Origin of the sequence: Bacteroides xylanisolvens XB1A (assembly GCF_000210075.1) — a bacterium.
Lineage (GTDB): Bacteria > Bacteroidota > Bacteroidia > Bacteroidales > Bacteroidaceae > Bacteroides > Bacteroides xylanisolvens.
This window is the reverse complement of record NC_021017.1, coordinates 2,095,865-2,109,792: the sequence shown is the minus strand read 5'-3', so window position 1 is coordinate 2,109,792 and position 13,928 is coordinate 2,095,865. Positions and strand designations below refer to the sequence as shown.

The window sequence follows — 13,928 nt, the reverse complement described above, 5'->3', positions numbered from 1 at the left end:
ATAAAAAGCTATTCTAACATTATTAAAATAGCTTTTTATTTATATATCATCTATTAAACAATACGGTAGTTACACTCTCTTTTCCTAGATAGAAAGCCTTTGCTTTTATCAGTGGAGCATTGCATACTACCGGAGTTTGCCATTCTATGGAACTTTCCGTAGGCTCACTTCCATCGGTTGTGTACCGGATTACCGCATTGGGAATGGCAGTATTAGCCAGTAGTAATCCATCCCTTATCATAATACCGGGAGGAGACACCCGGAAATTTATTCCTCGCTTTGCCAAACGTGGCAACTCATAATCTATAATACCGGCATTGTATTTCCGTTTGGCATCCATATATACTTTGCCGTCCGGAGATAATGCCCACGATGGTTGAACATTCCAAGCACGTTCTGCCAATCCGAAGACTTTTGGGAAAAGATAATATTCTACCTGTTCAAAACTACGGATTGTTTCCGACCATATTTGTCCGGATAGACCTTTGATATTCTGATAACCTTCCTTTGTCAAGGGTTGTTTTCCGTTTGAAGCAGCTTTCACATCAACAGGTTCACCTTTCAAATTCCGTCGTAAAGACTTATAAATATCAAAAGGCAACATATCAAACGTCACATATTCATCCACATAACCGCCCCAACGCAATCCCGGTTCCTCCACATGATAGCAATAGGCCATATCCAAATAGAAGTTACCCACATTACAGAGTATAATCGGGTAGCCCGCATTAGCTAGCTTATACGGTACTTCATCCCCACCCTGCTCCGGAATAGTGTTCCAACAATAATTTAAGACCTTACTGTTTTTGAAATGTTCGTTAACGGTATTATCAGGATTCATAACAATGTCCTGCCATCCGACTGCCTGTATGTTACGTTTGTCCAGCATTTCCAATATTTGTTCCAGAAAATAATCCTTCAGATCCCGTATCTTAGTCAGTCCGTTCTCTTGCATAAAAGTGCGGCAGATAGAAGAACCTTCCCAAATACCTTCCGGCACTTCATCTCCACCCACATGGAAAGCAGTCAGTTCTACTCCTGCATCCTGATACATCCGTACGATTTCGTCAATCACTTTTTCAAGAAAATGATAAGTGGAAGGCATGGCAACATTAATCACATTGTCTGTAAAATTTTGTGCAGACAGATATTGGGAAGTATCTGCAAAGTCAGTCAAAAGATATTCTTCCGCTTTCGATTGGTCTGTATCTATATATTTCTGATAACGGGCATTCATGGCTTTAATCGCTGCCCGGGAATGTCCGGGAATGTCTATTTCGGGAATAACTCTGATATGCCTTTCTTTTGCGTATTTCAGAATATCCATGAAGTCACTGCGAGAATAATATCCATTGGCCAATGAAGTAGTATCTGTCTCATTCCATCCCCAGGCATACGCAGGATAAAGACATGTCTGTTCATCTATGGTATGTCCTCTGCGAGAAGCTATTTCTGTCAATTCCTCCAATCCGGGTATTTCCACACGCCAGGCCTCATCGTCACTCAAATGCAAATGCAGTACATTCATCTTATAGAATGACAATATATCGATCAATTTCAGCAGATCCGCTTTCTTTGTAAAGTTGCGGGCTACATCCAACATAATTCCCCGATGCCCCATGTCCGGATAATCGGTAATATGAAGATTAGGTAGCGAAGAAGAAGTTAGTTCCATGTTATCTAATAAGGCAAGCAATGTTTGACAAGCATTAAATATGCCATGTATATCACTAGCTTTCAAAGTCAACCGGTTATTCTTTATCACGATTTCGTAATATTCATCGGGATATTGACAGGTAATAGGAACCTCCATTTTCTTCAATTCAATGATTGTCTCTTCATCCTTATCGGAAACGTTACATCTTAATAATGAAGTCAATTGACTTTTCAATAAAAGAGCTTCCTCTTTAAACGCATCATCAAACTTCAGACAGACTTTTTGAGAGAAAGAAGAAACACCACCCATCTTTTCCACTTTTTTAGGAGCAGGAAAAAGAGAAAGCATATCACAATCTACCGGTTTGCTGAAATCATCATTCTGCTTATAGAAATAATTTCCATCTGCATAGGGAAAGCTGTTCCTCGAGCTAACCCATTGGACATCGGGCTTAAAAAGCTCGATCTCGATGGGGACATTTTGCGGTTGTAACGGTTTTCCTTTTTCATCGGTAGTTACCACATAAGCCCCTTCAGGAACCGAGGACACATTAATCACATTTCCTTCACTCAATATAGTAAAAGTAATTGTTTCACCCGGTGGCAATGCCTGGTAGTGTTCAGTCGGGTACATTTTATAGTAAGTCGAACCCAAACATTCAATTTCCAGCGGTGCATTAATAGGCTGCTGATAATAAATAGGTGTCTGATTAAAATAGATCACCCAATTATTAGTCAAGGATTTATTCCCATTATTCGTCAGACAGAATGTATTCTTAAAATACATGGCTTCCACACTATCTTTTTCCAGTTTCCATGTTAAGGATAGCTGTGAGGAAGGGGGCTGTTTACCAGCCCCGCAACCAAACAGGCATATCCCCAACATCATTATCCATATATTCCTCATAGTTATCATAAGGGAATTATTTAGTTAATGAACGAATACATTCCACTTCTTCTGTCGAATAAGGAGTTCCATCACTACGAAATATATCGTGGAACCACAATGGAGGTTCAACAACATCAGGCAATGGAGTGTCCCATGCAAAGATTGTATTTGTTTTTCCGGCTACAAGTCCCCAGTTGATTGCACCGATATTTTCTCTCTTCAGCATTGGCATAATATCCTGGAAAGTACTATTTTGAGTACGTGCCATATATTCTGTACAAATCATCGGGCGACCGTATTGCTTCAATGTATCAATGAGTTGCTGATGCGAATTCACGCCTTCATACGTGTGGTATGTTATCACATCCGAATTTTCCAATTGGAACTTATTCAGATTAGTCAGACTCATATCCCAAACTCCGGCCGACAGAGGTTGTGACGGATTCACCGTTCGTCCCCACGTAAATATTTTCTGCAATAACGGCAAACTTCTTTCACCGTATCTATATCCTCCCGAACCTCCGGGCTCATTATATAAGTCCCATAATACGATTCTCTTATCATCCTTAAAGGTAGTCAGGATATCTTTCACATAGCTTTCCAATACCGGAAGTATCACTGCCGTATCGCCTTTATAATACAGATCACCCGGGTCACGTGCCCATCCCGAATTGTGTACTCCCGGCTGTGGTTCCGGCTGTTTGCCAGCCTGATATACAGGATTCCAGCAATCATCCAGGAAGACGAAGATGGTAGAGATATGATGCTTGTCGGCAATAGTAAGGTATTCATTGATACGTTTCTTAAAGCCTTCCTTATCTGTTTCCCAAACCAGGTGATGCAAATATACGCGCATACAGTTCATGCCTATTTCTTCCGCCCAACCCAGTTCACGATCAATAGTCACCGGATCAAAAGTATCTGCCTGCCACATCTCCATTTGGTTGATTGCCGTGCTCGGAATAAAATCGCATCCACGAAGCCATCCCCATTGTTTATACCACTCATTAGCCTGCTCTTTTGTCCAGACCTCACGAACAGAGACAGTTTTCTGGTTGCAGGCAATCAACATAACACCAATAAAAAAGGAAAGTAATATCTTTTTCATATAATCGTTTTACTTTATCAAATTAAAAATCTTTCTATTTTCTCCATGTAAATATCACCATATCACCCGGTTCGACTGCTATCGTAGAACCGTCCGGAGTAGTCGTTGAACCATTTTTCAACACTCTGCTAACAGAACTATCCACATCAATAGACAGGTTCATCACATTACGAAAATCTCTATTTACGACCACAAGATACTGATTCCCACCTTTCTCCAATACAGAGACAACAGCACCTGTATCACTCGTAGTCAATGATTTTATAGGAGTCGGCAAACTTCCCAAAGCCTTCGTACCTTCAGGTATTTCACTTCCGGTGTGAGATACTGAAATAACCTGTGCTCCCAAGAATATACCCGCAAGTTGCTGTACTTCCTGATTAACTGTCTTGACCAAATCATACACTTCGGTCGGTTCGTCATGTTGAAGTCCGCGATAGGTAAAATACTGGATTGCCTGCGCACCATAAGCTAAATCACTGAAGACTTGTAATCTCAACTCGGGCAATGTCGGTATCTTATAAAAATGAGTTTCATCAAGCTTATGGGAAAGTGCAAGTGCAAATGCCCAGAACGGCTTATTATTCTCTTTAGCAGCAGCCGATATTTCTTCCAGATTCCGATACCAGTCCGGACGGACAATGCTGGGAGCACCATTTATAGATACAATAGGATAATTGTCAAACGAAATAAACGGAACAGGGACTTGTTCTATAAACGACTTTACATTTTCAGAATAAAGTTCTTTCCCCCATGCCCAATTGGGGTACAAGTTGATATAACAAGGATGATGACTGTCGATGGTTTTAATCTTCTTCACCAATTCGCCCAAGCCCGGCAAATCATTCACTTCCGGTTCATCCTTCAAATGATAGGCATACAAAGCCGGATGATTCATCATCGCTTTTACAACCTCTTCGGCAGTAGCGACAGACAAGAGATCCTTACAAGAAGTTATCATTTTCACTCCGGTCTTCTGTGCAGCGTCAAGCACCTTCAATGTTGTTTCCAAATCATCATACCATCCCAGATAAATATTAATGCCGGATGCTTTCATCACCGGGAATTTCTCCAGCGACTTGTCTGCTTCCACTCCGGTCCATGCTATAATCGGGAATTCTCCATCAGTTGTAGGGATATAAGAATTACCCTGAATGATCTCAATTTCTTGTGTCTTTACTCCATTAGGTACCACGCGGAATACAGCCGTACGTCCGGTTCCTGTATTTGCATTTGCAGTAATTGTCACAGTTCCGTTTCCACTTCCTTTGGCCGGTGAGACGGTAACCCAAGACTGATCCGTCTCGTTTACAAATTTCCATTCCGTATTAGACTTTATCGAATAAACCTCCGTAAAACCGTCATTACCGATCTGTAACTTCTCCAAATTCCCGGAAATTGAGAAAGAAGCTTTCTCCGGGTCCATCGAACAAGACATTAATAACATTGGCAACATCGAGAAAAAGAACGTAACCAGAAATTTCTTACTATATGTTTTCATTGATATATACATAATTCTATTGAATATTAAATTAAAGACTATTAATCATGCTCCCCTCTTAATTGTAAGGAGTCAATCGTATCACTTCACTGGCTTTATCAATATGTATCGTATAAAGTCCGGCTTTAAAATCAGGACCGGGAATCAAATCACCGGGAGCATTTCTCGTTATCAGGTTAGCAGGCTCAACCGTATATAGATTCTTCGTGTCCTCCTCTTGCGCCCAACCATATCCCCGATAGAACTTAAATCCCATAGTTTGGTCAATGTAAACGACTGCTTCAAAGGCACTTGCACCGACCTTTTTAAAGAAGAACCATTGGTGAGGATATGCGAAGTCCCAAGCAAGCGTAGCCACATAAGGTTCGCGTGGAAATCCGACTCCAGTACCGAGAATATACATCACCTCCGGATAAAAAACATCCCGCGGACGTTCCATATACATGAAACCATTTGATGTATTATATTTCAAGTTATAAAGTACCGACGGACCATCGAATTTTGCTTTGCTCCCTGAAACATCTTTAAAGAATTCCGGCCGGAGCATATTGGTGACATCACTACCAAAACCTATAAAATTAATCTTGGCACTTTCTACCAACTGAACATCCAACTGGACATATCCTCCTCCCACATCAAAGAAGCGGGACTTATCAATATCAATGCTGTATGTCAGAGTCTTATCAGCCAGAAAGCTCAACATATCAAAAGTGATATTCTCCAATGTATAACTTCCTACCTTAGGAGTCGGAATCGAAGTAGCTGCATCATCAGTCACAATCGCGATCTTATCGTCTGAATATCCCCATACCAAACCGGAATAATCAGGTTTATTATTTATTATCTTTTCGGCAACTTTAAAATGGTCGCCAATCCCTGCCAAATCCGCCGCACTCGTCCGGAAACTATAATCTGTTTCATTCTGACTCTCCTTGTCCATTTCATACACATTTCCCAAATCATCAACAAGGTATAATTGGGAAGGTGTTTCCGGACGGGTTACCGCCACACTTGCGGCCTCATCCAAAGTCAGAGTCGATTCATTGCCACCTAAATCGTTTACAGCTTTTATAGTCACCACAGGACGTCCATTCTGGAAACCGGCAACAAAAGGTAAAGTAGCTTCCTCTTCAATAACCGCAGAACGTCCGCTCAATCCTTTAGACAAATTCAAGATTTCGGCTCCATCCATTGTCACTAATAATTGGAATGAAACCAAATCATTATATTCATCACTGACCTGTGCGGTGAACTTCACTTTATCACCAGCCGCCACAACCGTTTCACCATTCACTCCCCGCAATACGGCATTTTCTATTTTAGGTTTTGAAGGTGTAGGCCACTCCGGCCATTCACTTGGCTTACTAACATCATCTTTTGCACACGAAAGGAGCAATAACGACGACATGAATAATACATATATCTTTTTCATTTTTCTTAAGATCTCTAGTTTAACAATAATGAATGATGACATTAATTGCGAGCTGCCGCAAGATCCGCTTTCCATCCCTCACGTTCAAATGTCTGTACCAACACTTTTCCATAAGATTCCGAAGCTTGTTGAACCGCATAATTAGGAATAGGCACATATTGATGTGTAGGAGCCACTCCTTTGATCTTCGCTGTACGCTGCGCATACTGATTAAAACGGATGAGATCTATTTTACGCATCCCTTCATACAACATTTCATGTCCTCTTTCCGTAAGTAAAGCATCCAGGAAAGCTTCAACATTCGCTGTTGCCGATGACGGAAGATCCCCCAGTCCGGCACGCTTACGCACCTCATTGACCGCAGCAATAGCGTCAGCGGACGGAGCTGCATTGTTTTTACGTACTTCGGCTTCCGCATACATGAGCAATACATCTGCCCAACGAGCTAACGGTATATCAGTCCCCTGAAAAGCCGTAGCTGTTTCCACCGGGAATTTATTAATGATAAACCCGTCCCATGTAGTAGTATTCCGGTCAATCCAGGTTCCTGCAGTCGTATAATATTTGGTCAGGATCACTTCACGACGTTTGTCCGAAGGATCATACGTATCCCAAAATTTCGGAGACACATTGAAGGTTTGCCCCCATCCCTGCCCTTGCAGATAGAAAGGAGTAGGATTTCCCTGATCGTCCACTCGAGCTGCATTATCGGGAGTAGCGAGCATCATTAGCGGGTTAAAGTTGCCGGACTTATTCGTACCATCCGCCGTTTCATCACAGCTGACAGCCATAATCACTTCCGAATTAAAGTTATTGGCATTTTTAAATTGCTCGATATAAGGATTGTCCCCTTTCTTGAAAAGACTATACCGTCCCTTCAACTCGTTATACATATCAATCGCTTTCTGATAATAACCGGACATATAATAGCCTTCATTCAGGCAATGCCGCATGATGCATACACGTGCATAGTCTTTATTGTAACGTCCCTGTTCCGGCTGCGTATCTGCAATATACTGATAAGCATAATCAAAATCAGCCATAATCCACTCCGTCATTTGCTGCAATGTCGGACGTACCAGATTTTCCAGTTTTGAAGGATTAATCAGGTCGTTCGGATCGACAATCAAAGGAACAGGACCATATACATGCAATAAATAATACATCATCAATCCACGACAAAGACGGGCTTCAGCAATAAATTCTCTTTTACGCTCTTCAGAGACCACTTCGGTAGAAGCCTTCTCCAGTGTGCCGATCACATTGGTGAAGTAGGAAATCTCACTTACTTTCGGAAAGTGGTTCGGGTTTTCATCGCTTAATGTACCGCTTGCGTAATAAACACACTGACTGAAATCGGCTTTAGAAAGGAAATAATATCCGCCTCCCCAACCATTATTCCACACAGCCACCTCATCTGTCGGATAATCAAAGAACTTCAGTACACCTCCGGCAGGGATATACCAACCGTGCTGATTGCCACTTGTTCCGGCACCGATCCAATAGGTCCATGTTGTCGTAAAAGGCATATAGCAGGTCATCATAAATGATTCGTATTCGGCTTCAGTCACCGGATAATTAGAAACATTCAACGTGCCATACATCTTCGGATCAAAATTATCCTCACAACTACACATGATAAATGCAATCATGACAAACACCTTAAATAATTTATTCTTGTTCATATTTTCAATCTTTTCTTTCGTTACAGGTTTTCTTAGAAACATATTTTTGCTCCGAAGGAGTATGTTCTCGTCATCGGATACTCCGCTTTGGAGCCGTCGCCACCCGTCTTTATTTCAGGATCGACGCCTACAAACTTGGTAAAAGTTAACGGATTCTGACAGTCGACAAAAACTCTGATAGAACTCACATAATCACCTACTCTTCCCAGCTTCTTTCCTGAAAGGTTATATCCTAAAGTGATATTCCTGACACGTACGAACGAAGCATTCTGATAATCTTCCTCAAAACCTACGTTACCAGGCAAAGCGACAGCCTTTGTTGAAGCAATACCACGCCGGTTTCCATTCTGATTGGTTTGAGAATTCCAGATAGTATATACATATTTGTTCGAATTCTTGGGACTCGTGTAATACACATCTCCGACAAGTGCCCAACGATATGCATAGTTATAGCGTGTACGTCCGAATTGTCCATACATAAATACATCCAGATCAAAATCTTTGTATACAAATGTATTTCCAAAGCCTATGTGAATTTTTGGAAGTGTATTCCGCATCTTTACATCATCAATCGTTATTTTGTTATCCCCATTTGCATCCTTAATAATCGGATAACCGGGCTGTTGCGCATCTGCCGGCAAAGATTTCTGCGATTCGGGCATATTGCTTTTATCTATGTTGATAACGCCTTCCGTTTCATAGTAATAATAAGCATTCACCGGTTCGTTCTTGCGGATTCGATATTCTTCATAATAATAGTTGGGCATCCGTTCTTTCCAAACGGCATTATGATGTGATAAGGTCAATTGTGAGGTCCACTTAAACACACGGGGGATTTCAAAGTTAAGTGAGTTGATAGTCGCATCCCATCCGTAACGTACATAACGCCCATAATTCATCGGAACGGAAGATGTCATACTAAGCGGAGAGGCAGAGTCATATCCCAGCAAGTTGGTTACATCATTGCGGAACATATCAAAACTTCCCCAGATTCTATCTTTCAGAACTGAAAAGTCTATACCTATATTTTTCATGGTAGTCTTTTCCCAGGTAACATTCGGGTAATCAGGACCGCTAAGCAGATAGGGTACATAAGTCACTGAATTGTTAGAAAACTTGATATATTGGGCTGCCAGACTGAAAGTGCCATAAAGCGAACTACCCAGATTATCATTACCAGTCTGTCCATAACTACCACGAATCTTCAACTGGTCAATCCATGATATATGCTTCATAAACGGCTCGTTAGATAATTTCCAGGCCAATGATACTGAAGGGAAATAGGCATATTTCTTTCCCGGGAAAAACTTATCCGTTCCATCGCGACGAATAGTAGCGGCAACTACATATCTGTCGAGCACATCCACACTTGCCCTGGCAAATTGAGAACGACGTTCATCGGCTGCCCTGAAAGAAGTCGGGTAGAAAGCGCCTTCCGCAGCTTCCACCTTATCAGCTGCAATGTGATCGTTAATCTGTTCGTAGTCAAGTTCAAGTCCATTTGAATCGTTCGTATATCTTCCCATACCGACTACGGCATCGACACGTAACAAATCTCCAAACTGCTTTTTGAAAGTCAATGTGCCTTCCATAGTTTGGTTTCTACGTTCAACATATCCCAAATGCCCCCTTGATTTATACATGTCCATAAAATATATATCAGAAGGAATATACAGATTACGATTAGCATTCTCCTTATTAATGCCATACATCAAACGGAAGGACAACATATCTTTGATTATATCCACATCGGCAGCAAAGTTTAGATAATAACCGCTTGTTTTAGTCCGGTCACTAACTTTTATCATTTCCGCCGGGTTAGGGTAATTTGAATATAAGGTAGGCTTTCCGTCCTCACCTCTGATTGGTAAATAAGAAGGATAAGTCAAAGCCGATTGTATGGCATCATACCCATTTCCACCACCTCCGCCACCGGAAGTTGAGTTTGTATATTCATTCTCATTTACATTGACAATTGCTGTCAACTTAAGAAATGGAAGCAATTGTGAAGAAATGTTTGTCCGAAGAGCATAACGTTCCATAGCAGAGTTTTCTACCGTACCTTCCTGTTTGTAATAATTTCCGGACAGATAATATTTCAGCAGTTTAGAACCACCCGTAATTGTGATATTATGATTATTGATGCTACCATCCTTTAATACACAATCCAGCCAGTCTGTTGTTTGAGCGGCAGCTATCTGTTGAGGTGAGAATTGAGGTACCCATTTATTATCAAAAGGTTTATCACCGTAAGGATACATACCGTTCGTAAATAAATAGTTTTCTTTATTGAAAATGTTGGCAACATTCATATATTCTTCCCCACTCAAAGGTTCCAGATACGGATAGTTTTTCACGATAGAATAATTTCCTTCATAAGTGATTTGGGGACGAGTTTCAGTACCTTTCTTTGTAGTAATTAATACGACACCATTGGCTGCACCAATTCCATAAATGGAGGCAGATGCATCCTTTAACACTTCGATAGATTCAATATCGGCAGGATTAAGTCCGGCCAATCCCGAACGATTGATAGAGTTGGGCATAACCTGGTTTCCGTTTCCAACCTCTAAAGAAGTGGAAGGCATCATTACGCCATCCACTATAAAGATAGGAGTACCTGCCCCACGAATTGAAAGGTCAACTGCTCCACCCGGTTGCGGGCTTGTCAACGTAGCTTCCAGTCCGGCAGCCCGCCCAAGCAACATCTGTGACATATTACTTGTTGCGGCTCGCGATATTTTTTCCGTTTTTACCGTTGCAATGGAAGTTGTCAGATTCTTACGGGTGGTCGTTCCATACCCCACCACAACAACTTCATCCAACTGTTTCGAATCTTCTTTCATCGTCACATTCAACGTCATCGGTCGGGTAATTTTCTGCGTATATGTAGTGTAACCTATTGAAGTAAATTTCAGTGTCGAGCCTTCCGGAACTTGCAACTGGTAATTGCCATCTATACCGGTAATGGTTCCTTGAGTAGCCCCTTCTATCATCACAGTCACTCCCGGAAGAACCTCTCCGGATTCGTCCACTACCTTTCCGGTCACTTTGACCGGCTGTTTGTTATCCTGTGATTGCGATGAAACTTTATTTAATACAATCTGACGTTTTTCAATCGTATAAGATACTCCTTCGCCTTTAAAAAGTTTATCCAGTACCAGAGTCATCCGTTCATTTTTCACAGTAATGCTTACTATACGACTTACATCAACAATGTCTTTGTTGTATAAGAAACGATATTCTGTCTGATTTTCGATACTAGTCAAGACCTCCTCTACAGTCACATTTTTCAGTCGCAATGTAATTTTGGCGGATTGTGCCAGGATAGGTATACTGATAGCTTGCAAAGCTATACAAAACAACCATATAGCACAGATTCTCCCCATTTTTACATTCGCAGGTACATTAATTCTCTTTTTCATTTTTCTAATTGAAATAAGTTTCATACCTTTACATGTTTGGTTATTGGTTCTACAAATAAGTTGATTAACGAATAACTGAATCTTTGGAAAGGAAGGTGAGTCAGACCTTCCTTTTTTTATCAGTTGTCGGAAGCTGAATTCACTGATTATGTCTTTCTCATGGCTTGTATTATTTAAAGGTTAATAAATGTGTTTTTCTCTCGTTTCTATCAATAAGACGTTTCTAAAAATAAAAGCCACATTGGATATCGCATTATTTTTTCATCTGCATTATTTTTTCTTCAAACTATCGTTTATCCCAAATAATCTTTCTATTTTTACCCCCGACAATAGAACCTTTAGTACAATACTATGCCGAATATCCAACAACAGACTTCCGACGACCGTTTTCTGGTAATAGCACTAAAACAGGATGATAAACAGGCTTTTACCCGACTATTCCATGCTTATTATAAAGATTTGGTATTGTTTGGCGGTACTTACATTCCGGAGAAATCTACCTGTGAAGATATTGTGCAAAATATCTTTCTCAAACTATGGAATGACCGGAAATCATTGGTAATTGAGAACTCACTAAAATCATATTTACTGAAAGCGGTCAGGAATTACTGTCTGGACGAATTACGCCATCGCAGGATTATAGATGAACACATTGCTTACGAACTTAAATCGGATTCTATAGATATAGATACGACAGAAAACTACATACTGTATTCTGATTTATGCCGGCAACTTAAAAATGCATTGGAACAATTACCTCCTCAAGAAAGAGAAGTGTTCGAGATGAGCCGATTAGAAAATATTAAATATCAGGAAATAGCCAATCACCTGAATATCTCTGTCAGAACGGTAGAAGTACGTATCAGCAAAGCATTGAAGCAGCTCCGCATCTTATTAAAAGATTTTTATTTACTACTTTTTTTATTTCTTTTCCACTAATGAATGTGGGATTTTCTTTCTGAAACGTCTATTATATATAAGGTAAAATGCATTATGATAAATAAAGATTCAGACATAGAAATTATAATCTCCAGATATCTCTCGAAAGAGGCTACACCAGAAGAAATAAAGGTACTGGATGATTGGATATCGGCTACTCCCGAAAACTATAGGAGCTTTCTATCACAAAAGAATGTGTGGGAAGTCAGTCACCCGGCTTTTAATCCGGAAGAGATAGATGTGGACAATGCGCACAGAAAAGTAATGGAGAAGATTCTCCATCAAAACCAGCCGGTTTCCGTTCGTCCAAAGTTGTCCTTCCTACACTATTGGCAGCAAGTGGCAGCTATCTTACTTCTTCCTTTACTGATATTATCTGCTTATCTTTATTTTAAACCCGCTTCTCAAATTGCAGAGACTTATCAGGAGTTATTCACTCCTTATGGCACTTGGTCGGTAGTTAATCTGCCTGACGGTTCTAAGGTTTGGCTAAATGCCGGAAGTTCTTTAAAGTATCCGACTCAATTCAATGATAAGCAAAGAGTTGTTTCGATGCAGGGTGAAGCCTATTTTGAAGTAGAATCCGATAAAAAGCATCCCTTCATCGTAAAAACCAAACAACTGACTGTAGAAGCTACCGGCACAGCATTCAATGTGAACGCATACGCTCCGGATCATGTAGCAGCAGTGACGTTAGTAAAAGGAAAGGTCGCAGTCACTCTTGACCAGAAAAAGACGATTTCCCTTTCACCGGGAGAGAAAATTGACTATAATCTGGCCACTTCTTTATATAACGTCAATAAAACCAATACTTATAAATGGTGCTCATGGAAAGATGGAATACTCATTTTTAGAGATGACCCGCTGGAATATGTATTCAAGCGTTTGGGACAGACTTATAACGTGGAATTTATTCTGAAAGACGCTGAATTAGGAAAGTATTCCTATAAAGCGACTTTTGAAGGTGAATCTTTAAATGAGATTTTGCGCTTGCTTGAAATGAGTGCACCTATTCGCTGTAAAGAGGTTAGTAACCGCAACACCAATAATGAGAAGTTTGAAAAGCAGCGTATAGAGGTGAGTAGGATTGTACGGAAATAAGTTTGTATTAGTACAAACTTAATCGTATGGCTTCAAATTAATTTCATTTGGTAGTATTAAGTTGTACGACACCCGGGTCTCATGCACACCGACACCCGGGTGTTGAACATGCTGACACCCGGGTGTCAAGCATCATGAGACCCGGGTGTCGTACAATTTATTCTTGCAGTATCTTTTTTTCTTCTCTACTAT

At 40.6% G+C, this 13,928-nt stretch carries 8 protein-coding genes; 2 read left to right on the top strand and 6 right to left on the bottom strand.

The genetic code is table 11. The features are described 5' to 3' along the window. Positions 1-46: 46 nt before the first annotated feature. The 6 genes from BXY_RS08615 to BXY_RS08590 are packed head-to-tail and all read right to left on the bottom strand — an operon-like array spanning position 47 to position 11,720. Positions 47-2,572 (bottom strand): family 20 glycosylhydrolase, encoded by a 2,526-nt coding sequence (locus BXY_RS08615; protein ID WP_134993541.1) that lies wholly within the window; start codon positions 2,570-2,572, stop codon positions 47-49. Between the two features lie 7 nt (positions 2,573-2,579). After that, entirely contained in the window at positions 2,580-3,653 is a 1,074-nt protein-coding gene (locus BXY_RS08610) for a cellulase family glycosylhydrolase (protein ID WP_015531699.1), read from the bottom strand. Positions 3,654-3,687: 34 nt separating this feature from the next. Then, positions 3,688-5,166 carry a BACON domain-containing protein gene (locus BXY_RS08605; RefSeq protein ID WP_134993542.1) on the bottom strand — a complete coding sequence of 493 codons (1,479 nt, stop codon included), beginning with the start codon at positions 5,164-5,166 and terminating at the stop codon, positions 3,688-3,690. Between the two features lie 46 nt (positions 5,167-5,212). Beyond that, entirely contained in the window at positions 5,213-6,628 is a 1,416-nt protein-coding gene (locus BXY_RS08600) for a DUF5125 domain-containing protein (protein WP_015531697.1), read from the bottom strand. Continuing rightward, a complete protein-coding gene (locus BXY_RS08595) occupies positions 6,628-8,271 on the bottom strand; it encodes a RagB/SusD family nutrient uptake outer membrane protein (RefSeq protein ID WP_195436766.1) in 1,644 nt (547 codons plus the stop codon). Before BXY_RS08595 ends, BXY_RS08600 begins: the two co-directional genes overlap by 1 nt. A gap of 32 nt (positions 8,272-8,303) precedes the next feature. Next, positions 8,304-11,720: a SusC/RagA family TonB-linked outer membrane protein gene (locus BXY_RS08590; RefSeq protein ID WP_134993543.1), complete on the bottom strand. Its 3,417-nt coding sequence runs from the start codon at positions 11,718-11,720 to the stop codon at positions 8,304-8,306. A 327-nt stretch (positions 11,721-12,047) separates the two neighbouring features. Here BXY_RS08590 and BXY_RS08585 point away from each other — a divergent pair, with 327 nt between their 5' ends. Both BXY_RS08585 and BXY_RS08580 read left to right on the top strand, forming a co-directional pair. Beyond that, a complete protein-coding gene (locus BXY_RS08585) occupies positions 12,048-12,635 on the top strand; it encodes an RNA polymerase sigma-70 factor (protein ID WP_015531694.1) in 588 nt (195 codons plus the stop codon). A 54-nt stretch (positions 12,636-12,689) separates the two neighbouring features. Beyond that, a complete protein-coding gene (locus BXY_RS08580) occupies positions 12,690-13,736 on the top strand; it encodes a FecR family protein (protein ID WP_009040214.1) in 1,047 nt (348 codons plus the stop codon). Positions 13,737-13,928 lie beyond the last annotated feature (192 nt).

Excerpts from the sequence above, each read along its gene's own strand:
- BXY_RS08610 (WP_015531699.1), bottom strand. The coding sequence starts at position 3,653 with ATGAAAAAGATATTACTTTCCTTTTTTATTGGTGTTATGTTGATTGCC.
- BXY_RS08600 (WP_015531697.1), bottom strand. The coding sequence starts at position 6,628 with ATGTCATCATTCATTATTGTTAAACTAGAGATCTTAAGAAAAATGAAA.
- BXY_RS08595 (WP_195436766.1), bottom strand. The coding sequence starts at position 8,271 with ATGAACAAGAATAAATTATTTAAGGTGTTTGTCATGATTGCATTTATC.
- BXY_RS08615 (WP_134993541.1), bottom strand. The coding sequence starts at position 2,572 with ATGATAACTATGAGGAATATATGGATAATGATGTTGGGGATATGCCTG.
- BXY_RS08580 (WP_009040214.1), top strand. The coding sequence starts at position 12,690 with ATGATAAATAAAGATTCAGACATAGAAATTATAATCTCCAGATATCTC.
- BXY_RS08605 (WP_134993542.1), bottom strand. The coding sequence starts at position 5,166 with ATGTATATATCAATGAAAACATATAGTAAGAAATTTCTGGTTACGTTC.
- BXY_RS08590 (WP_134993543.1), bottom strand. The coding sequence starts at position 11,720 with ATGAAACTTATTTCAATTAGAAAAATGAAAAAGAGAATTAATGTACCT.
- BXY_RS08585 (WP_015531694.1), top strand. The coding sequence starts at position 12,048 with ATGCCGAATATCCAACAACAGACTTCCGACGACCGTTTTCTGGTAATA.